General features: G+C 43.4%; 19 protein-coding genes. 7 read left to right on the plus strand and 12 right to left on the minus strand.

What is annotated here, in order from left to right; translation table 11 throughout:
* Positions 1-318: 318 nt before the first annotated feature.
* The 6 genes from L9Q40_RS01275 to L9Q40_RS01300 form a co-directional block, all read right to left on the minus strand.
* A complete protein-coding gene (locus L9Q40_RS01275) occupies positions 319-819 on the minus strand; it encodes a YfbU family protein (RefSeq protein WP_065296586.1) in 501 nt (166 codons plus the stop codon).
* Positions 820-974: 155 nt separating this feature from the next.
* Positions 975-1,643, minus strand: a complete 669-nt coding sequence (locus L9Q40_RS01280) for an energy-coupling factor ABC transporter permease (RefSeq protein ID WP_020332853.1) — start codon at positions 1,641-1,643, stop codon at positions 975-977.
* Positions 1,644-1,796: 153 nt separating this feature from the next.
* Positions 1,797-2,537: a pyruvate formate lyase 1-activating protein gene (pflA, locus tag L9Q40_RS01285; RefSeq protein ID WP_014231297.1), complete on the minus strand. Its 741-nt coding sequence runs from the start codon at positions 2,535-2,537 to the stop codon at positions 1,797-1,799.
* A gap of 142 nt (positions 2,538-2,679) precedes the next feature.
* Positions 2,680-3,657, minus strand: coding sequence for a lipid A deacylase LpxR family protein (locus L9Q40_RS01290; RefSeq protein WP_498791771.1), 978 nt, complete (start codon positions 3,655-3,657; stop codon positions 2,680-2,682).
* 152 nt (positions 3,658-3,809) lie between these two features.
* Positions 3,810-6,086 (minus strand): formate C-acetyltransferase, encoded by a 2,277-nt coding sequence (pflB, locus tag L9Q40_RS01295; protein WP_020332855.1) that lies wholly within the window; start codon positions 6,084-6,086, stop codon positions 3,810-3,812.
* A gap of 305 nt (positions 6,087-6,391) precedes the next feature.
* Positions 6,392-7,939 (minus strand): DUF3360 family protein, encoded by a 1,548-nt coding sequence (locus L9Q40_RS01300; RefSeq protein ID WP_498791730.1) that lies wholly within the window; start codon positions 7,937-7,939, stop codon positions 6,392-6,394.
* A gap of 457 nt (positions 7,940-8,396) precedes the next feature.
* Here L9Q40_RS01300 and L9Q40_RS01305 point away from each other — a divergent pair, with 457 nt between their 5' ends.
* The 5 genes from L9Q40_RS01305 to L9Q40_RS01325 all read left to right on the plus strand — a co-directional run bounded on the left by L9Q40_RS01305 (position 8,397) and on the right by L9Q40_RS01325 (position 13,212).
* Positions 8,397-9,848 carry a flagellar sheath protein A gene (locus tag L9Q40_RS01305; protein ID WP_498791731.1) on the plus strand — a complete coding sequence of 484 codons (1,452 nt, stop codon included), beginning with the start codon at positions 8,397-8,399 and terminating at the stop codon, positions 9,846-9,848.
* A gap of 232 nt (positions 9,849-10,080) precedes the next feature.
* Complete coding sequence (locus L9Q40_RS01310; protein ID WP_014231302.1) at positions 10,081-10,851, plus strand: ABC transporter ATP-binding protein; 771 nt, start codon at positions 10,081-10,083, stop codon at positions 10,849-10,851.
* A gap of 84 nt (positions 10,852-10,935) precedes the next feature.
* A complete protein-coding gene (locus L9Q40_RS01315) occupies positions 10,936-11,706 on the plus strand; it encodes an ABC transporter substrate-binding protein (protein ID WP_014231303.1) in 771 nt (256 codons plus the stop codon).
* Between the two features lie 81 nt (positions 11,707-11,787).
* Positions 11,788-12,528 carry an ABC transporter permease gene (locus L9Q40_RS01320; RefSeq protein ID WP_014231304.1) on the plus strand — a complete coding sequence of 247 codons (741 nt, stop codon included), beginning with the start codon at positions 11,788-11,790 and terminating at the stop codon, positions 12,526-12,528.
* A 3-nt stretch (positions 12,529-12,531) separates the two neighbouring features.
* Positions 12,532-13,212: an ABC transporter permease gene (locus L9Q40_RS01325; protein WP_014231305.1), complete on the plus strand. Its 681-nt coding sequence runs from the start codon at positions 12,532-12,534 to the stop codon at positions 13,210-13,212.
* Between the two features lie 65 nt (positions 13,213-13,277).
* Here the strand turns inward: L9Q40_RS01325 and xthA are convergent, their stop codons facing one another.
* Both xthA and L9Q40_RS01335 read right to left on the minus strand, forming a co-directional pair.
* Complete coding sequence (xthA, locus tag L9Q40_RS01330) at positions 13,278-14,084, minus strand: exodeoxyribonuclease III (protein ID WP_020332858.1); 807 nt, start codon at positions 14,082-14,084, stop codon at positions 13,278-13,280.
* A gap of 284 nt (positions 14,085-14,368) precedes the next feature.
* Complete coding sequence (locus L9Q40_RS01335; protein ID WP_498791732.1) at positions 14,369-15,256, minus strand: LysR family transcriptional regulator; 888 nt, start codon at positions 15,254-15,256, stop codon at positions 14,369-14,371.
* 127 nt (positions 15,257-15,383) lie between these two features.
* Here L9Q40_RS01335 and L9Q40_RS01340 point away from each other — a divergent pair, with 127 nt between their 5' ends.
* Positions 15,384-15,812, plus strand: coding sequence for a CidA/LrgA family protein (locus L9Q40_RS01340; protein WP_065296591.1), 429 nt, complete (start codon positions 15,384-15,386; stop codon positions 15,810-15,812).
* 2 nt (positions 15,813-15,814) lie between these two features.
* Positions 15,815-16,510 (plus strand): LrgB family protein, encoded by a 696-nt coding sequence (locus L9Q40_RS01345; RefSeq protein WP_434170116.1) that lies wholly within the window; start codon positions 15,815-15,817, stop codon positions 16,508-16,510.
* A 64-nt stretch (positions 16,511-16,574) separates the two neighbouring features.
* Here L9Q40_RS01345 and rsmS read toward each other — a convergent pair whose 3' ends face one another.
* From rsmS to dinG, 4 genes are read right to left on the minus strand one after another with little or no spacing between them, the layout of a single operon-like run.
* On the minus strand, positions 16,575-16,742 hold the full coding sequence (gene rsmS / locus L9Q40_RS01350; protein WP_498791733.1) for a pleiotropic regulatory protein RsmS: 168 nt from the start codon (positions 16,740-16,742) through the stop codon (positions 16,575-16,577).
* A complete protein-coding gene (locus tag L9Q40_RS01355) occupies positions 16,742-17,287 on the minus strand; it encodes a primosomal replication protein (protein WP_498791734.1) in 546 nt (181 codons plus the stop codon). The genes rsmS and L9Q40_RS01355 overlap by 1 nt, the downstream gene beginning before the upstream one ends.
* Positions 17,284-18,069, minus strand: a complete 786-nt coding sequence (locus L9Q40_RS01360) for a sulfite exporter TauE/SafE family protein (protein WP_014231313.1) — start codon at positions 18,067-18,069, stop codon at positions 17,284-17,286. Before L9Q40_RS01360 ends, L9Q40_RS01355 begins: the two co-directional genes overlap by 4 nt.
* A gap of 14 nt (positions 18,070-18,083) precedes the next feature.
* Positions 18,084-20,159, minus strand: a complete 2,076-nt coding sequence (gene dinG / locus L9Q40_RS01365; protein ID WP_014231314.1) for an ATP-dependent DNA helicase DinG — start codon at positions 20,157-20,159, stop codon at positions 18,084-18,086.
* Positions 20,160-20,509 lie beyond the last annotated feature (350 nt).

A 20,509-nucleotide genomic window follows, 5' to 3' on the forward strand; every position in this document is an offset into this window, starting at 1 on the left:
CACAACGGTGAGCGGTGGATTTGAATCATTCAATCACAGCCTTTCTCTACTTAAGCCTAGTCGGGGATTTGCAATTTTGCTTAACAATTATGAATTTATTGTAAAAGTGGCATATTTATCACTCTTGCATAAATGGCAGGATTGTGTGGTGTGTTCAGTATTGATAAATCAAATGTTTGGCATCAGGTGGCCAATGTTAGTGATTCATCGTTAGCCTTGGAGAAAGATTGAGAAAATTGCTCTGACGTGAAAAAGATAATGGGCGATAAGGCAAATAAAAAGGAGAGCCACAGCTCTCCTATTCAATGGTTTGTATAACTAGGCACTGAAGATTTGTGCCAGCTCGTTAGGACATAGGTGGTATTGACGAGGGCAGTTACGCCATGTTTGCAGCATACGACGGTATTTCTCTAGCATCGGCATTTGGCTGTTGAAATGGTGATCTGCTTTGTCAAATTGTGGGTAAAGGCCTTCAGAGTCAACTAGAAAGCGTACGTAATGTACTTGTTGCGCTTCCGAAGCGATATCGAACCCCAAGAACTGAAGGCGACGTTGGTCGACTTTGCTTTTCTCATCACTGTCGAGCAGGTTGTTAGACTCTTGCATCGCGTGATACATCTCCATAATGTCGATGATTTCACGACATTCTGCTTCTGTAATACGGCCAAAGTCTTTGTTTAATTCGCACATTTGTAGTTCATAACCACGCTCGACGATTGTCTGTAAGCGTTTGTATTTTGACGCATTACTTGGATCGAGTTGAGACATTAGGTTGTACTGGTTTGATAGAATCAAACGTTGAGCGTTTGACATTTCCATGATGACCTCACTAAATAATCTAATACATTTTTAATGTGCTTAGGTTAACGCTTCAGACACGTGTGAAACATGATCTCAACACATATTTAATATGAAAAAATGACAAGAAATTCTCAATTTATCTAGCTTTCAGCACCATATCTATCAAGCGGGCTCTATTTTTTGTGATAGTGGTTGTATATGTAATCTCTATCGGAGAAAACTCTCAACCATTCCGGTTTAAACACGGTCAGCACAGCGAGAGACATACCATTGAGCAAGCCCTCGGGAAAGGCCAGAAGAGGGACAAAAATAAAGTAGTTGTGCTGAATCGTTTCCCAGTCGTAATGACCTACAGACAAGTGATAGAACGAATTGATCAGCAGATGCAAGCTGCCGGTAATTGCCCCGTTGAAGAAACCCGCAACGAAAATAAAGACAAAGATATTACGAGGCAAATAGTGGTAACTTAGCAGAAATACCAAGTAACTGATTAGAATAGGGAATAGGGCGGAAAGTACCAGTGAGCTTGGTAACAGGATGAGCGAGGTGCCTTGTATCCAATGATTAACAATCATTGCAGGAATACTGAGCAAAAACGCCATTCGCCACCCATACATCATGGTTAATGTCGTCAAAGCGAGAAAGTGTATTTTCAGCCCTTCCTTCACACCTGCTTGCGCAGACCACAAAATCGTTAACAGAAAAAGAGTGGCAAAAACAATGTGCTGAAATGACTTCTCTTGCTCTAGCTTCGGCCAAACGGCCTTTCTCCAGTCGGGAATGCAAAAAGCAATAACGACCCAAGCGATAACGATTAATGATCCTAAGTTAAACCAATCCATGACTCATTTCCTACAACGTTGTTTTGTTTCTTATACGTTCGTCAGCGAGCGCTATTCTACATGGACGGATGAGGTATTTAACCTATTTGATTTAACAGAATAAAAAAATACCAGCGCTTGGCTGGTATTTTTAATCAGAGAAAATGGACCACTCTAGTATTTTACATTTGGATGGTACTGAGAAAGAATGGACTGGATTTCATCCATCGTCTCTTTAGACGGAGGATTTACACCTTCAAGAGGGTACTCAAGGCCCAGCGCTTCCCATTTGTGTGCACCAAGTTTGTGGTAAGGGAGCAGCTCGACTTTCTCGATGTTGTCCATATCTTTGATAAACTCACCAAGCATGTGTGCTGCTTCTGGATCATCTGTGTAACCAGGAACTACAACGTAGCGAATCCAGGTCGTTTGTCCAATTTTATGAAGATAGCGAGCAAAGTCGAGAGTACGCTTGTTCGACACGCCGATTAAGTCCTGATGAACTTCATCTTTCATGTGCTTGATGTCCAACATCACGAGATCTGTGGCATCGAGAACTTCGTCAATCACATCGGTGTGTTTACGGACATAGCCATTGGTATCAAGGCAGGTATGAATACCTTCGGCTTTAGCCGCTCGGAAAAAGTCACGAACAAACTCCGGTTGAAGCATAGCCTCACCGCCTGAACAAGTGATACCACCGCCAGACGCTTTCATGAAGTGACGGTATGATTTCGCCTCTGCAATGATTTCTTCTACGGTAACTTCTTTACCGTCATGCGTATCCCAAGTATCGCGGTTATGGCAATACTTACAACGCATCAAACAACCTTGCAAGAAGACGATAAAACGAATACCAGGTCCGTCTACGGTACCACATGACTCAAACGAGTGAATTCGACCAGTTGCTGACATCTTTTGCTCTCATGACTTAAATAAGAATGCTGTTATTTTATTACAAAAAGCAGGGTTAAAACAGTCTTGTAGCAAGGAAGGTGAGGGAATACGGTTAATCAAATGGTCAATGAGTTGTTTATTGACCATTTGAGCTTTCTATTTAAAAGAAGGCGAAGACAGAAAACGATCCGGTACCATAAATATCGGTTGGAGACTCTTTATATTCTGGAGTTTTCACCGTAAAGGTTATGCTCGCTCCATAGCTTTGATTATACCAAGTTGCTCCAGCAACGGCGGTTGTTTGCCAGTGTTCCAGTGTCACGTCATAAGGCTTAGATGGTTCTGGAATGCCGGAACGATCACCTTCGAGTGTGATGTCATTGAAACGGTAACGACCTTCAAACCCGGTAAACAAGAACCAGCTGCTGGCGTGGTTGGATAACATGCTTGCTGAGAAGGGGCTTTCCACACTGATGTTGGCTGCACCGATGCTATTGCCTAAGTTGGTTCCCCAACGAAACATGACTCCCTGAGACACATCACTGCGGAAGTTGCCGGCATTAATGTCATTGACGTTGGTAATCTCCCATTGTGTGCTTTTCCCTTCACTGCGCATTAACTTATTGAATGCGCGGTATCCAACGCTCAACGCGAGGTAGTCGTCAATTTGGTAATCCCAACCTTGAGGATCTGGAGAGCCAGTAATGCTGTGAACCAGAGATTGTGCTTTCTCGGACAGAGCGCTTTCGCCCGTTGCGCCGATGGTAAAGTTATAACGAACAGCTTTATCTTCAGTTAGTGAAAGGTAATTGATTTCTGTGTGCAGATAACCAGCGTATGGGCGATCATTCGCCAGAGGGTAATCGACTTCTATATCACTCGGCGTCCACATCTTATGGCCAAATACCAGCTCTATTTTGTCGACATTACTGTCGGGGGCGTTGTTTAGGCTTAGCCAGCTCCATTCACTTTCTTTTCTTAATTGTCCGGTCGCGTAAGAGAGAAATATGCCGTTGGTGTAATCATGGTCAACACCGAAAATACCGTCATTATCAAGCGTAAAGGAAACCGTGGATTTGTTGGATGCCAAAGCAACTGGCGACAAAAGAGTAAGAATAAATAATTTATTGAATTTCATATAATGCATTGAATATTTTTCTTTGCATCATACGTAAGAAAGGCAACTAAATCTTTTGAAATATCACAAGATTGGCGGTGGAAATGAAAAAAAGCCGATGCTTTTCAGCACCGGCTCTTGTTGTATTACTATAACGTTATTTCGCGACAGTCTTATAGTGATTCAGTGAATGTACGAGCGATAACGTCAGCTTGCTGTTCAGCAGTCAGAGAGTTGAAACGTACAGCGTAACCAGATACACGGATAGTTAGCTGAGGGTATTTCTCTGGGTGTTTAACTGCGTCTTCTAGAGTTTCGCGGTTAAGCACGTTCACGTTTAGGTGTTGGCCACCTTCGATGCCAGCTTCGTGGTGGAAGTAACCATCCATTAGGCCTGCAAGGTTAGCACGTTGGCTAGTCTCTTCTTTACCTAGTGCATTTGGCACGATAGAGAATGTGTAAGAGATACCATCTTGAGCGTCAGCAAACGGTAGTTTCGCTACTGAAGTCAATGATGCTACTGCACCTTTCTCATCACGGCCGTGCATTGGGTTTGCACCTGGTGCAAATGGAGTACCAGCACGACGACCATCAGGTGTGTTACCAGTCTTCTTGCCGTATACCACGTTTGAAGTGATAGTCAGGATAGACTGAGTAGGGATAGCATCACGGTAAGTCTTAAGCTCACGGATCTTGTTCATAAATACAGAAACAAGTTCACAAGCGATGTCATCTACGCGAGCGTCGTTGTTACCGAATTTAGGGTAATCGCCTTCGATTTCAAAATCGATTGCTAGACCATCTTCGTCACGAACTGGTTTAACTTTCGCGTATTTGATTGCTGATAGAGAGTCAGCAGCAACAGATAGACCAGCGATACCACAAGCCATTGTACGTTTAACGTCACGGTCATGTAGAGCCATCAGAGACGCTTCGTAGCTGTACTTGTCGTGCATGAAGTGGATGCTGTTTAGTGCAGTCACGTACTGCTTAGCTAACCAATCCATGAAGTGATCCATTTTTTCCCATAGCTCGTTGTAATCTAGGTATTCACCTTCGATCTTGTCCATCTTAGGACCAACTTGGATCTTCAGCTTCTCATCGATACCGCCGTTGATTGTGTAAAGCATAGTTTTAGCAAGGTTCGCACGAGCACCGAAGAACTGCATTTGCTTACCAACAACCATTGGAGATACACAACAAGCGATAGCGTAATCGTCTGATTCCATGTCTGGACGCATCAGATCGTCGTTTTCGTACTGGATAGAAGAAGTATCGATAGATACTTTTGCACAGAAACGTTTGAAACCATCTGGAAGTGCTTCAGACCAAAGAACAGTGATGTTTGGCTCTGGAGAAGGACCCATAGTGTATAGGCTGTTTAGGAAACGGAAGTTAGAACGCGTTACTAGCGTACGACCGTCAAGACCCATACCACCCATTGATTCTGTTGCCCAAATTGGGTCGCCAGAGAATAGCTCATCGTACTCAGGAGTACGTAGGAAACGAACCATACGTAGTTTCATTACGAAGTGGTCGATCATTTCTTGAGCTTGATCTTCAGTGATCTTACCTGCAGCGATATCACGCTCGATGTACACGTCTAGGAATGTAGAAGTACGACCTAGAGACATTGCAGCACCGTTTTGAGACTTAACAGCAGCTAGGTAGCCGAAGTAAGTCCATTGGATAGCTTCTTGTGCAGTTTCAGCAGGGCGAGAAATATCGAAACCGTATTTCGCAGCCATTTGTTTGATTTGACCTAGAGCGCGGTGTTGCTCTGCAATTTCTTCACGAAGTTGCATAGTCATGTGAAGGTCTTCGCCGTTCTCAAATTTCTCTTGTAGAGAAGTGAACTGAGCTAGTTTGTCCTTCATTAGGAAGTCGATACCGTAAAGCGCAACGCGACGGTAGTCACCGATGATACGACCACGGCCGTATGCGTCAGGAAGACCAGTTAGTACACCAGACTTACGACATGCAAGGATATCAGGAGTGTAGATATCGAAAACACCAGCGTTGTGTGTTTTACGGTATTCTGTGAAGATTTTCTTAACTTGTGGGTCTAGTTCGCGGTCATATGCTTTGCATGAACCTTCAACCATGCGAATACCACCGTTAGGGATGATCGCACGTTTTAGAGGCGCTTCAGTTTGTAGACCTACGATAGTTTCAAGATCTTTTTCGATGTAGCCTGCATCGTGAGCAGTGATGGTAGAGATAACAGATGTATCAAAATCAACAGGAGCGTGAGTCGCGTTCTCTTGTTTGATACCTTCCATTACTTTAGCCCAAAGCTTGTTTGTTGCTTCAGTACCTTCAGAAACTAGGAAAGATTCGTCGCCTTCGTACGGAGTGTAGTTCTTCTGAATGAAATCACGAACGTTTACTTCGTTTTGCCAATCACCTGCAGCAAAACCTTCCCAAGCTTTAGCAAATTGCTCTGCCATGACATACCTACCTTTTTAGTAGAAAAAAATACGTACTGCTTCGCCGTTGAGCCAGCTATCCCCAGAAATAAAGGGGAACAGTACACTCTTATGAATAACAATATTTATAGTCTTAAAATCACTTTTTAGGGTTACAAAACCATAAATATTGTCACTGCTTTAAACGTCTACCTTTTGAAACAACAATTGCAGGTTAAACTAAAATTTTTTTGCAAACCTTAAACTAAATCAATAAATGCTCAACTTTTCGGATAAAAATGGGGTAGCGACAAGCGCTACCCACACATTTTTTTAAGCGTTAAGCATTATAGCCAAGCTTTTAATCCATATTGAGCTTCTAGCATACCAACTGCTAGCATAGCAACCAAACAGATAATGAACGCAGTTACAGGAATAATAATCTTATCCATGAATGACAAGCGTGATGCACGCTCTTTATCACCGATCAGACCGTTGTTATCTAAGAACATAGTTAATGCCCAAGCTAGCACTGGGTTAGCAACAATCGATGCAAAGATACAGATACCTGCTGCTTGTGAATCTTTCGTGTCACGAACCATTTGCATACCGGCTTCAAGTAGAGGAAGAGATACACCAACTAGCAGAGCAACGCGCATTACTGGTGGCCATACCGCCACATCCATTGGGAAGCCAAGAATCGCTACCGTCATAACGATTAGACCAAGAAGAATAGCACCAGCTGGAATCGGACGTTTCGCGATAGCTGCCGGGATCATGTAAGTACCCCAAGATGAAGTGATGTTACCACCACCGACTGCAGTACCAACCATTTGACGGAAAGAACACATCGTCATAGTGTCATCCACGTCCATCAGTACTTTTTCTGTCTTACGAGGGTAGTTCATTTCCTGGAAGATACGGTGACCAAGGAAGTCTGGTGACCACATTGCAACAGCAAGAATAGCGAATGGCAGAGAAGCGATGAAGTGTTCTGCATTTGGCAGACCTAGCATCCAACCTTCTTCCGTGCTACCCCACCAGTAAACAGGGTTTAGGTTAGGCAGGCCCATCTCTGTTTCGAATTTAATATCGAAGCCAGCACCAAGAACCAAAGCAATTGCCAGACCTGTAAACGCACAAACAGGGATTGCTAACCAGCGTTTATTGATTTTTGCAAGGTAAGCATAAATCGCAACAGTGATACCAAGCACGACAAAGCCAACGTAACCCATGCTGCCAGCAGCTACATCCGCTGACTGTAAGCCAGTCGCCCACGCTTGAATCGAGTTGATTTGGCTAATCGTACCCGTCAAGCCTAAGAAAATAAGCAATCCACCGGCTGTGCCTTCAGAAGTGAGGTTGACGAGTTTTGAGCCGCCTTTAAAAAAGGAGAGTAGAAGGCCAAAGATACCGATTAAGATAGCGAGTGCGAGAGGGTGTGCACCTGCAAGCGCAATAGTACCGATCAATGGAATCATCGGACCATGGTTACCAGCAAGGTTAGCTTTAGGGTTAAAGACGCCTGAAGCTAAGACACAGAAAAGGAGTGCAGGGATAAGCATTTCTACACGAGCGACTTCGATAGCAAACTCTTTTGTTAAATGCACATGATCCCAGGCTTGGGTTAAACCTTCAGCCCAAGACATCATTACCGCAGAGTACATTGCAATAATGCCGATCGTACCCGCAATCGCAGGAACAAAATCTTCAAGCTCGAAACGGAAATCACGACCCGGCAAGTTTAAGCCAAAACGACGTGGCTTCATGATTTGCAGTTCGTGGTCTAGATAGTCTGAACGGCTTTCGAATTCAGATGCTGGACGATGAAGCTCACGGTAGCTTTTGGTCTCGATATCTGAATCAGAGTGCACTTTATTCACTGCGTCTGACATAGATTCCTCATATATTTAAAAGTTATGAATTCTTAACTAAGTTGCGCTGTCCCGCGTAATACGGTGCGCCCTATGCTAGCTATTATTAGATTTGTTGCACGTTAACCTTGCGCCTAAGCATAGCTAATAACTTGTTGTGTTGAGGCACAAAATTTTCCTCAAATGGTGGCTGGAGTCTAACAAGATAGCCATTTTGGGTGATTGATTTAGATCACTTTAAATAATCGATGTGAAATAAAACTACAAAATGTGTCAGTTCCACGAATGATAGGGCCAAATAGGACGTAATTTCATTACACAAGTTGCATAAAACTAGAAATTACTGAGACGATATAACACTAGTGGCACGTGAAATGTAGTTATCGATCAAATGCATATAAAGCTGGCTTCAATCTTGCTTAAACCCGAAAAGACAACTTTTTTGGCTAATCATTGCCGCTCAGTTTAGGAAGAAAACATGAAACAGCTTAAAATAGTGCCGTTAGTGGCAATCATTTCGGGATTAATGGTCGGTTGTGGAGGCGGCGGTGGCGGCAGTAGCACACCCAAAACGCTGTATAAGTTCACTTTTGTGACTCCTGAAACTCAAGCGTTAAGCAGTAATGGCTCTTGTACTATTTACGACAGGTTTACGACTAATGGTATAGAACAAGTCCTCAATTATCATGCAATAGGTGGTGTGATCGACAACCAGCTAACGGCTTACTATTCAGATGCATCGGGTGAGCGTGTCGGAGATGTAGTGACGGCAAGCAATGATCTGTTGACGATCACTCTGCAAGATATTCCTGACGAGGGGAGCGTGACGATCCAAGAAGCGAACGGCACTATTCTTAATGCACTGACGTTTTCAAAACAGCTATTAGAGTCTGATTCTTCATTACGCAATGTCTATCTGTCTGCGCAAACGAATGTGAGCAACACAACGTGTTTGACGGGCAGTAACGATAAAATCGCTAGCAAGGCCAGCCTGGACTACAAAGTTGCTGAAGACGCGGCGGGTAACCCATATTCAACCTTCTACTTTGATTCTCAGTATGAAACCGTCACGGCAAACGAATCACGCTTCACGAAAGGTGAAACATTGTCAGCCGTAAGCACTGAAAAAACGATGATTTCGCAGTATCGAACCTCCACCCGTTCTGCTCTTTATCAATACGGCTTTGAGGACTGGACGGATAGCCGAATGGTATTTGCGGGTTCGTCATCTATGCCATCAGTGAGTAGCTCTGGTATTGATTTTACAACCATTGATATTGACACGATTTATAAGAACTTCTCATATCGCTTAGCGGAAGTGTCGAGAACGAGCGCGTTTTATCACCCCGACGAACTAAATGGCGATGTTTGGACATTCAGTGTAGATGGAACCATTGTGACTTCTGGGTGGGAAGCGCAATACACGGACGTAGTAGGCGACGATTGGACTATTGACGTTGATGACACCTCACTTTTTGCCGTAAGCAACACACAAGATACCAAACCTGGTGTTTCTAACCGTACGGTCTATTTAAGTGACAGTATTGGTTTGGGTAATGAAAGTGGTCTGCAACGAGTAAGCTACCAGCAAGGTGCTTGGGATGGTTCAACTCCTTACGTTGTACGTCACTCTGTTTACTCACACATCAATGATAGAGTTATCGTACCTGAGCTTGATTATTCAAGTGTGCCATCTGATATAGAAAGCAGTCTTGTGATTTCAGATAGCGCTTCAATCTCTCAAAGTTATGTTTTTACTGAAGAAAATAGCAATATTCAAGTGGCTGATTTTTTGGCAGCTTATGCGAATGGTGAGGGTAAAGACACGACAGAAGATGTACTTGGTATCGTGAAGAATGAACAAGAAGTAAGAGCAATTAGTAACCGCGTTGCTCAGACCAAAACACTGTTGTTAGAGAGAACTAACTAACACTTTTATAATATATTTAGCCCCTCACTGTAGGGGCTTTTTTATACATAATATTCAAGTAATAAAGCATATAGTGCTAAATATTGCATATTAACTTGATTATCCTATCTAACTATTCGGTTTATTTAGGTTAATCATTTGTTGCAACTTTCAAGCCGGGGTGCTAATTTGTTCCGAAATAGATAGGGCGGAGTCCCTTACAGCAGTGAAAAAAACACAGGGAGTAAAGCGCATGACTGATGTACCAGCGCTAGATATAAAAGACCTGCACAAAACGTTTGGACAAAACGAAGTACTTAAGGGGATTTCTCTTTCCGCACACAAAGGGGATGTTATCTCTATCATTGGCTCTTCCGGTTCCGGTAAGAGTACTTTTCTCAGATGTATCAACTTATTAGAGACACCAACCGCTGGTGAGATTTGGGTTAACGGTGAGCTTATTCAAATGAAGAATAACCGAGCTGGTGAATCTGTTCCCGCGAATGAAAAGCAAGTTCAGCGAATTCGTTCTCGTCTAGCGATGGTATTCCAGGGTTTTAACCTATGGTCTCATCTTACTGTTCTAGAAAATGTCATTGAAGCACCCGTTCACGTATTGGGTGTGCCTAAAGCTCAAGCTATTGAAAACGCAGAGGTACTGCTTAAGAAAGTAGGCCTGTATGAGCGTAAGGATTACTACCCGGGACATTTATCTGGTGGTCAGCAGCAACGTGCCGCGATTGCTCGTGCGCTAGCCGTTGATCCAGAAGTCATGTTGTTTGATGAGCCGACATCAGCGCTTGATCCAGAATTAGTAGGCGAAGTGTTAGGGGTAATGAGAGATTTGGCAGAAGAAGGTCGTACGATGTTGGTAGTGACGCACGAAATGGCGTTTGCTCGTGATGTATCGAACCACGTTATGTTCCTTCACCAAGGACTGGTTGAAGAGCAGGGTGATCCTGCCAAGTTGTTTACCAATCCAGATTCACCTCGCTTACAACAGTTTATCTCATCGATTTATTAAGAGATCTTTGGGAGGCAGTTTTTTGCCTCCTATGTAAACACAACATACAAAATTAAATAAAATGGAAATCACAGGAGTACGGAAATGAAAAAGTGGTTATTAGCAGCAACGCTTGCTGCAACGGCTGTATCTGGCGCCGTTCAAGCGAAAGAATGGAAAACCGTTCGCTTTGGTGTTGAAGGTGCATACCCTCCGTTTAGCTGGACTGAAACTGATGGCTCTCTAAAAGGCTTTGACGTTGACATGGCAAATGCACTTTGTGAAGAAATGCAAGTGAAGTGTCAAATCGTTGCTCAAGACTGGGATGGCATCATTCCTTCTCTACTGGCGCGCAAATACGACGCAATCATAGCGGCAATGTCGATTACAGAAGAGCGCAAGAAGAAAGTTGATTTCACCGGCAAATACGCACTTATTCCAAACAAATTTATTGCGAAGAAAGGCGCTGATCTAGACTTTGACAAACTAGACGGTAAGAAAATCGCGGTACAGCGTGCAACTACACACGATAAATACCTGACTGACAACTACGGTGACAAAGTTGAGATCGTACGTTACGGCTCATTTGATGAAGCTTATCTTGATCTCGCTAACGGTCGTGTAGCTGCTGTTCTAGGTGACGCTTCTGCTCTAGAAGAAGGCGTTCTTAACAAAGCTGGTGGCGATGCGTATGAGTTTGTTGGCCCATCTTTAACTGATCCTAAATGGTTTGGTGAAGGTTTTGGTATCGCGGTTCGCAAGCAAGACAAAGATTTAACGCAAAAACTAGACGCTGCGATTCTGTCACTACGTGAGAAAGGTGTTTACCAACAACTTGCTGGTAAATACTTCAACTACGATGTGTACGGCGAATAAGTCGTAATTAAGCGACCGTTGGCCTGTTCCTAGAAGTAGTCAACGGTCGATTTTTTGAGTTTAGGGATTAGGAACTCACCTATGCTGGATTTACAAGGATACGAAGCTTCCATCTTTACAGGAGCTTTAGTAACTATTGAAGTTGCAGTGCTTTCTCTGCTGCTTGCAGTGATATTGGGCATGCTTGGTGCTTTAGCCAAGTTATCACCTTACAAATGGGCAAGAGCGATTGCCACTCTCTACACCACCATTATTCGTGGTATCCCAGATCTGGTTCTGATGATGCTGATTTTCTTTGGTGGACAAATACTTTTGAATAACAGCCTTTATTCTATCAATGAAACGCTAAATGAGTGGTTTGCATCGAGTGATCCTAACCATGAGTGGACGGCATATCTGCCAGATTACATCGACGTGAGCCCATTTATTGCTGGTGTACTGACCATTGGCTTTATCTTTGGCGCATACATGGCAGAAACGTTCCGTGGTGCGATTATGGCCGTAGACAGAGGTGAGCTAGAGGCGGCGAAAGCTTATGGTATGAACGCTGTTTTATCATTCAGAAGAATTCTTTTGCCTCAGATGATTCGCCATGCTTTACCTGGCTTTGGTAATAACTGGTTGGTTCTGCTTAAAACTACGGCGCTGGTCTCTATCATCGGTCTGGATGATATGGTGAGAATGAGTTCTTTAGCCGCTGGCTCGACGAAAATGCCATTTACGTTTTACATGGCCGTTGCGATCATCTTTCTATTCTTTACCAGTGTTTCTACAGGTTTGCTTAAACTTGTTGAACGCAAGTTCAGTATTCACGCGAGGTAAGTTATGGACTTTTCACTGATTATTGAAAGCTTCCCGATTTATCTGAGTGGACTTTGGACAACGGTATGGCTGGTGGGCATTTCGCTTATCATTGGGCTGAGTGTGTCTATCCCAATGGCGATAGCAAGAAACAGTAAAAACTACGCGTTAAGCATGCCAGCATGGGCGTTTATCTACTTTTTCCGTGGGACACCGTTACTGGTTCAGCTATACCTCATTTATTACGGTATGGACCAGTTCTTCCCGGTCAAAGATACCCTTTGGGAAAACGCTTGGTTTTGTGCACTGGTTGCGTTTGTATTGAATACTTCAGCTTACACGGCGGAGATTATCCGAGGCGCAATTAATGGCTTACCAAAAGGCGAAGTAGAAGCGGCTAAAGCGTATGGAATGAGTAAATTTAAGACTTACCGTCGTATCATTTTACCGAGTGCATTACGAAGAGCATTACCAGTATATTCAAACGAGGTGATCTTCATGCTGCACGGTAGTGCGGTAGCGGGCATTGTAACCATCATGGATCTAACCGGCGCGGCTCGTTTGGTTAACTCACGTTACTACGCTCCATTTGAATCGTTCTTAACGGCGGGTTTATTCTATATGTCGCTGACGTTTATCATCCTGTGGTGTTTTAAACAGGCAGAAAAGCGATTGCTAGCCTATTCTCGACCACTAAGCCAATAAGACCAATGGCAGCAACAAATAAAAAGAGCGCATCAATGCGCTCTTTTTATTTAGGTGAGAAAGGACTACTTGAACGTTGACCAGATAGGGGCGTGGTCAGATGGTTTTTCAATCCCACGTAGTTCATAGTCGATACCGGATTCGATACATTTCTGTGCCAGTGAAGGCGTCGCTAAAATCACATCGATTCGTAGACCACGGTTGTCATCAAAACCGCGAGAACGGTAATCAAACCACGAAAAACGGTCATTCACTTCTGGGTACAGTTTACGGAAAGTATCTTCAAAGCCCCAGTCTAATAAAATTTTAAGCCATTCACGCTCTTCTGGCTGGAACGAACATTTGCCCGTTTTTAGCCAGCGTTTGCGATTTGGCTCGCCAATGCCGATGTCGTCATCAATTGGGCTGATGTTGATGTCGCCCATAACAATTAATTGTTCATCGTTACTATGATGATCATTCAAGTATGTCATTAGGTCTTTGTAGAACTGGCGCTTATACGGAAATTTGGTTTCGTGGCTGATATTGTCCCCTTGAGGGAAGTAGCCGTTAAGTACCGTTACCTTTTCACCATTTTCGTCTTCAAAGGTCGCCATGATCATGCGCTTTTGATGTTCTTCGTTATCGGTTGGAAAACCTTTCTGCACACTGATAGGTTCTTGCTTACAAAGCATCGCAACACCGTAGTGCGCCTTTTGACCATGAAAATACACTTTGTAACCCATGGCTTCGACATCTGCTATTGGAAACGCTTCATCGTGGACTTTGATTTCCTGAAGCCCAATAACGTCAGGCTGGTGTTTGTCGATGAGCGCCTGGAGCTGATGCAGTCTTGCACGGAGTCCATTGATGTTAAAGCTGATTACTTTCATATACTTTTGAACCTATTGTTATCCCTTGTAATGCCTTTTGGCTAAAGGGTTTTTGAAAACTAATAAAGTGTATTTTGATGGATGATGGCGAGGTTTGTTGACTAACGCCGCCACTTTGTCACCATTTTTATCGCTATACTTTGAGGCCGCTGATAGGGTTGAAATTGACTACCGACGAAAGGTGATCTGGCGTAAACCATCGTTTGTTCAATTTTGACATGACCTAGTGCCGCTTTCAAATCGAGGATATTACCTCCATTACGCATGAAAGCCCTTGCTTTAGGCTATGCATGGCTCCTTCCACTTTCCTGACAAAGTTTAATCCATGCCTCTGCAGCTTTAGAGATATATCTCTCTTGATTCCAAACCACGCCAAGTTGCCAATTGATGGAGGGCTGAATAGGTATTATCAGCAGCTCTTCGTCAAGAATACGATTACATAAAGGTTGGGGAAGAAAGGTCACACCAACTCCACTTTTCACAAGAGCAATGAGAAAGTCCCACTGGCTACTACGGGCTGAAATTTGCGGAGAATACCCTGCTTGTTGGCATTGGCTCTGAATGTAATCACTCAAGGTAAATTCTTCTGTGTAGATATAGAAAGGTTCCTCTTTTAGCTCTTCCCATGAGATCGAGCTTTTTTCTGACCAAGAAGTTGTGTCAGGTAAAATGGCATGAATGGGATATTCATCAAGGACAAGGTTTGTTAAGCAATCTCTATTCTGAGTCGCTAACATGGTGATTGCAACATCAAGATCGCCTTCGATAAGTGCCTGCTCAATCCTCCTGCCTCCGTATTCGACGATCGTTAGTTCTACATTCGGGTAGAGTTGTTTATATTGGCGAATTAATCCAGCGTACAGGGGACCAACCATAGGTGGGATGCCTAAGCGAAGATGACCTCGTTCTAATTTGTTGAGATCAATGAGTTCGGAGTTTAATTGTGCCATTGTCTCTAATATTTGTTTTGCCCGAAGATATACGATTTCTCCTGCTTCCGTTAGCCAGAACTTTCTCCCCTCACGATGTATCAGTGGTTGTGCAACAGACTGTTCGAGACTTTGTATCATTTTGCTGATTGTTGGCTGGGTCACGTATAAATTTTCTGAAGCCCGGGTGAAACTTTTTTGATCAATGAGTTCGACAAAATAACGAAGTGATTTAATGTCCATGCTTTGCTCGTTTTATTTATTAGAAAACTATTCCATTCTGGCATGCTTTTGATAATAAAAATTCACTATATGACTATTTTTGTTTTGGATATAATGTGATCAAAATCTCAGAATGGAGTGAGAAGTCATGAAGGTATTTACTGGTGGATTGCTTACCTTGCTGCAAATTGGCTTGTTATCTGCGATATGGTTGATTGCCGAGTATTTGGTTAAACAGTTTAATTTTCCGGTGCCAGCTAATTTGGCTGGGATGTTGATATTACTGTTGTGTCTGTTTCTTGGTGTGATCAAAGCAAGCTGGTTACGTAAAGGTGCAACTTGGCTGTTAGCTGAAATGCTATTGTTCTTTGTGCCAGCTGTAGTTGCCGTGGTGAAATACCAATCCCTGATGGAAACGGAAGGATTACGAATATTTGTTGTATTACTGATTAGTACAGTTTTAGTTTTGGGAATTACGGCTGCGGTTGTTGATCGTGTTTATCGTTTTGAGTTGCAGTTGTCCCGGAGAAAAAGCAACAGACACTACCAAAAACTGACAAAACATACGGAGCACTAGCTATGTTCGAAACAGATTTTGGCTTGGGTATATTGTGTTTTTTGATGACGGTTGTTTTTTATTATTTGAGCAAAATACTTTATCAGCGTAAAAAAACGATTTTTTTGATGCCTTTGTTGCTGGCGCCCTTGTTGCTGATTGTGGTCGTGTTCGCTTTTCATATTCCTTATCAATCTTATATGTCAGAGTCTCATTGGCTGTTGTGGATGCTTGGCCCTGCCACTGTTGCTTTTGCTATTCCTGTGTATGACAACCGTCGTCTTATTCAACGGCATTGGTTATCCATGTCAATTGGTGTTCTTACGTCCATTTTTGTAGCCATAGGAAGCTCTGTTTTGTTGGCCAAAATCTTTGGCCTGTCAGCGATTTTGCAGAAAAGCTTAGCAATGCGTTCTATTACGACGCCTTTTGCGGTTGAAGCGAGTAAATTGATAGGTGGTCAAGAAGATTTAACGGCATTATTTGTCGTGATGACTGGTGTCATCGGAATGGCTGTTGGAGAAGTCATTCTTACCGTTTTATCCATTCGTTCTCGCTTGGGTAAGGGGTCAAGTCTGGGAGCTTCTGCTCACGGAGCGGGTACTGCAAAAGCCTATCAACTGGGAAGTTCTGAAGGGGTCATATCCAGCGTTGCGATGATGCTCGCTGGTATGATTACTGTGTTATTGGCACCAGTTATTGGCCATCTTTTATGGTAAACAAGGTTTTTCAGTTTGTATCTATTGTAGAAACAAACTGAAAACGAAACCTGAAGAAGAGAAGCTACCGTTTTTCTTTTAATTTGTTCTCTAAATCTACTTGTACGATTTTCAACGCACTTAACGCAACTTCAGGGTCAACTTCGTTTGATTCGAGTAAGTAGATGAGATCGACGGCCAGTTTTACATCATCTGGTGCATCGTCAAGAGGAGAGGTTGGTTGGTCAGACATTACTGATGTTTTTCCCTGTGAGTGATTTGGTTTTCGAGCTTAACTAACGCCGCTTCGCAGCGTTCCAGCCGTTGTTCTGTAGCGAGTAAAACCTTCTGCGCTTCTGCGCGCATGAAACTCGGAGCTGTTGCTACTGCTCTCTCTTTTTCAAGTACCATTTCTCGTAAACGACGAGCCCACTCTTGATGCTGAGCAAGCTCTTGATACAGAACATTGATAGGTTTTCGAAAATGGCTGCTGTGCTTGATTTCGTTTTTACGTATTTTGGTGGTTGAGATTTCTCGCTGAATCGCAGCAATTTGTGCCACTAAGCGCTCGGTTAGGTATTCAGCGCGAAGTGCGGTTAACTTATCTTCATTTTGTTCACGTACGATAGCCGCTAATGTCGCTTTGGCTTCTTTTACACACGGGGTTAATAAGCGAGAACGACAACTAAAGAGATGCTCGTCAAACAGTGGCACATGATGTTCGCCTCTTTGACGATCAAGCATGGCGGCTTGTTTTGCCATCTGCTCTAAATGTGCTGAAAGTTGATCGATGTTCATGTTAACCCTACAAACCAAGCATCATAAGCCAATTTAATCGCAAGTATACTCACCACGGTAACGAATACCGGGCGAATGAATTTAGCGCCAAAGTGAATCGCAGAATGAGCGCCGACAAAAGCACCTGCCATTAAGCATAGCCCCATCGTTAAGCCTAGCACCCAGTTGATATGCCCCAACACTGCAAAAGTAATGAGGGAAGTAAAGTTACTGGTAAAGTTCATTGCTTTTGCCAGGCCAGAAGCAAGTAGGATATTCAGTCGATAGAGTGCCATTGAGCTCACCGTCCAGAATGCCCCCGTGCCAGGACCTGCCAGCCCATCGTAGAAGCCAAGTGAAAAGCCTTGTGCATATTGCTTTTTATGTAGTCGAGGACACGGCTCTGGTATTGGACTTTGGTGTGTCGTTTTCGGCGTTTTATGGAAAACGGTATATAGAGCAGCTGCCAAGATGATCAGCGGCAATACTTTCTCTAACCACTCGGTACTGATAGCGTCGACAAACAGCGTACCAACGGTTGCTCCTATTAGGGTGGCAACGAAGGATCTTCCCCAGCATCTTGGGCGGAATAAACGCTTTTTGTAGTAGGTGAAAGCCGCCGTCGAAGAGGCAAACGTCGCGGCGAGTTTGTTTGTTCCCAGAGCGATGTGGGGTGGAAGCCCCAAAGATAACAACGTTGGGACGGTTAGCATACCACCACCACCAGCAACGGCATCGATGAATCCAGCAACAAAAGCGACAAGCGCCAACACCAGCAACATGCCTGGCTCAATCATTTCCATAAATGGTTTTTCTTCTAATATTCTATTTTACGTTTAAATGGCGGCAGCGAGTCGATTAACGCTTGCCCATATCTCTTTGTGACAAGGCGTCTATCTAGAATGGTTACTCTACCAGAATCGCGCTCTTTTCGCAGTAACCGACCAACACCTTGGATCAGCTTTTTACTCGCATCTGGTACAGTGATCTGCATAAATGGATTTCCGCCTTTCTTTTCGATGTATTCGGAATGAGCCTGTTCTACAGGAGAAGTCGGAACACCAAATGGTATCTTGGTAATGACCAGGTTTTCGAGAAGCTCACCCGGTAAATCAAGTCCTTCAGAAAAGCTTCCGGTACCAAATAGAACACTGGTTTTATTTGTTTCTATTAGCTTTTTATGTTTTTTTAGAATTTCTTGGCGCGAGCTTTCACCTTGTACTTGCAACGCCCAGCCTCGCTTAACAAAGTCTGTAGACAAGGCCTCGGCGACTTGGTTCATTTGCCAGTAAGAAGAGAATAATACTAAGTTGGCTTTATTGTCTTCTAAGTACTTAGGCAATATCTCAATAAGATATTCAGTAAACTGAGGTGCAGGCGGTTCATATTTCATCGCTGGAATAAGTAACTCAGCCTGGTTCTGATAATCAAATGGTGAAGCCAACGCTAAAAACTGAGTGCCAGACTCTGGTTTACCATCAATGCCAGCTTGATGACAAAAGTAATGGAACGAATTTAGTGCTCTAATCGTTGCCGATACTAATACCGCACCAATACAGCGACTCCAAATTTGTTGGTCAAGCTGCCAGCCGATTTCCAACGGGGAAACGCTGACGATGAAGTCTCCTTCACGCTCTGGGTGTTTTTGTAACCATCTCGCCAGAGGCGCGCCTTTTTCACGTGTCGGTTCAGCCATCAGGTGCCAAACTTGGGCGAGGTTTTCCAAACGTTGGATATAAAACCCCAGCTCCGCAAGCGCAGGTTCGGCTAATCTGGTCGAAAGTTCCCCATCTTTTACACGCTCAGCGATAAGATCGGCGATTTTTGCGACACTTTGATTCGCTTTCTTACTCGCTTGTTTGAGATCTTTTGATTGATTCTCCAACCACGTCGGCAGCTCTCCGTGCTCAAAGCGATAAATGTCTTGGTCAAAGTGGGCAGGGTCAAACTGCTTTGCCAACTGGCTAAGCTCAGGTATCAAGGTTTGCACGGATTCCTGTAAATCATTTCGGAATCGAGATACGCGTTTTTCATCCGCTAGCGAGGAAAACTTGCTGATTGATTGATTGAGCTTTTCTAACCACGCGGCAGCACCCTTCAAACTCGCTGATGCAGACGCATGATCGCGCGCGACATGCGGTAAGTGATGCGCTTCGTCGAAGACATAAATGGTGTTTTCGGGCTCTGGTAAAATCACGCCACCCCCTAAGTCGGCATCAGCCATTACTAGAGAATGGTTTGCAATGATGACGTCGTTTTTATCTAACTCTGAGCGAGCCTTTTGAAAAGGACAACCACGATGTCCTGGCAAGCTGTTATTGCAACTGTGCTTATCACTGACAATAAGCTGCCACAGCTGGTCATCAATAGGTTTTGGCCACGAGTCACGATCCCCATCCCATTTTCCTTGAGCTAGAGAGCGATACATCGTCTCCAACAGCTCAATATCTTTTTTCTTAGGTTTGGTTTCGAACATTGCTAATTGGCCGCCATCGACCCCGCTCGCCGTAGCAAGTTTTTCTGCACAGCAATAACGTTGCCTACCTTTTGCCAGAATAAAAGAAAACTCTTTATCCGTTAGACGGCGGTATAAAGGTAAATCCTTGTTAATAAGCTGCTCTTGTAGCGCGACAGTGGCAGTAGATATCACCACTTTGCGATTGTTGTGAACGGCGACTGGAATGGCTGCCATCAAGTAGGAGAGAGACTTACCTATACCAGTCCCTGCTTCTGCGACCAGCATGCGGTTAGATTTATGATATTGGCCACAAAGTGTTTTTGCTATTTCAGCAACGAGATAGTTTTGCGCTCTTCTAGGAACAAAGTTATCAAGCTGAGCTTGTAAGTTCTGGTAGCTATGGCGAATCGATTTTTGAATGTTACTGGTCAGCATACGGGCCTCAAATGCGTTGGAGGCGAATAGTAGCACACATCACTAGCTGTAAAGTAGTTCACAAAATGGAATGCTTTTGTTCGGAATGTGGATCTTCTTCACAAAAAAAGATTGAACCTAATCTAAATGAAATCGAGTTCATTAGTATTTATATATAAAGTTCTTTAAATTATCAAAATTAAAGAATAAAAATCTATTTTAATGGTTAATTTTTAATCCAGTCGTGGTGTTTATATTTGTAATTAATGGTTGTGTAATTGTGAAAAAATCAAGTTTATTGTTTAGATGTTAATCTAAAAAATGATATGTAAAATATCAACTTGTTGTTAAATAAGATCTTTTTTGTTTTT

The organism is Allocatenococcus thiocycli, assembly GCF_921292965.1.
GTDB classification, from domain to species: domain Bacteria; phylum Pseudomonadota; class Gammaproteobacteria; order Enterobacterales; family Vibrionaceae; genus Vibrio; species Vibrio natriegens.

Excerpts from the sequence above, each read along its gene's own strand:
- L9Q40_RS01275 (WP_065296586.1), bottom strand. The coding sequence starts at position 819 with ATGGAAATGTCAAACGCTCAACGTTTGATTCTATCAAACCAGTACAAC.
- L9Q40_RS01280 (WP_020332853.1), bottom strand. The coding sequence starts at position 1,643 with ATGGATTGGTTTAACTTAGGATCATTAATCGTTATCGCTTGGGTCGTT.
- pflA (WP_014231297.1), bottom strand. The coding sequence starts at position 2,537 with ATGTCAGCAACTGGTCGAATTCACTCGTTTGAGTCATGTGGTACCGTA.
- L9Q40_RS01290 (WP_498791771.1), bottom strand. The coding sequence starts at position 3,657 with ATGAAATTCAATAAATTATTTATTCTTACTCTTTTGTCGCCAGTTGCT.
- pflB (WP_020332855.1), bottom strand. The coding sequence starts at position 6,086 with ATGGCAGAGCAATTTGCTAAAGCTTGGGAAGGTTTTGCTGCAGGTGAT.
- L9Q40_RS01300 (WP_498791730.1), bottom strand. The coding sequence starts at position 7,939 with ATGTCAGACGCAGTGAATAAAGTGCACTCTGATTCAGATATCGAGACC.
- L9Q40_RS01305 (WP_498791731.1), top strand. The coding sequence starts at position 8,397 with ATGAAACAGCTTAAAATAGTGCCGTTAGTGGCAATCATTTCGGGATTA.
- L9Q40_RS01310 (WP_014231302.1), top strand. The coding sequence starts at position 10,081 with ATGACTGATGTACCAGCGCTAGATATAAAAGACCTGCACAAAACGTTT.
- L9Q40_RS01315 (WP_014231303.1), top strand. The coding sequence starts at position 10,936 with ATGAAAAAGTGGTTATTAGCAGCAACGCTTGCTGCAACGGCTGTATCT.
- L9Q40_RS01320 (WP_014231304.1), top strand. The coding sequence starts at position 11,788 with ATGCTGGATTTACAAGGATACGAAGCTTCCATCTTTACAGGAGCTTTA.
- L9Q40_RS01325 (WP_014231305.1), top strand. The coding sequence starts at position 12,532 with ATGGACTTTTCACTGATTATTGAAAGCTTCCCGATTTATCTGAGTGGA.
- xthA (WP_020332858.1), bottom strand. The coding sequence starts at position 14,084 with ATGAAAGTAATCAGCTTTAACATCAATGGACTCCGTGCAAGACTGCAT.
- L9Q40_RS01335 (WP_498791732.1), bottom strand. The coding sequence starts at position 15,256 with ATGGACATTAAATCACTTCGTTATTTTGTCGAACTCATTGATCAAAAA.
- L9Q40_RS01340 (WP_065296591.1), top strand. The coding sequence starts at position 15,384 with ATGAAGGTATTTACTGGTGGATTGCTTACCTTGCTGCAAATTGGCTTG.
- L9Q40_RS01345 (WP_434170116.1), top strand. The coding sequence starts at position 15,815 with ATGTTCGAAACAGATTTTGGCTTGGGTATATTGTGTTTTTTGATGACG.
- rsmS (WP_498791733.1), bottom strand. The coding sequence starts at position 16,742 with ATGTCTGACCAACCAACCTCTCCTCTTGACGATGCACCAGATGATGTA.
- L9Q40_RS01355 (WP_498791734.1), bottom strand. The coding sequence starts at position 17,287 with ATGAACATCGATCAACTTTCAGCACATTTAGAGCAGATGGCAAAACAA.
- L9Q40_RS01360 (WP_014231313.1), bottom strand. The coding sequence starts at position 18,069 with ATGGAAATGATTGAGCCAGGCATGTTGCTGGTGTTGGCGCTTGTCGCT.
- dinG (WP_014231314.1), bottom strand. The coding sequence starts at position 20,159 with ATGCTGACCAGTAACATTCAAAAATCGATTCGCCATAGCTACCAGAAC.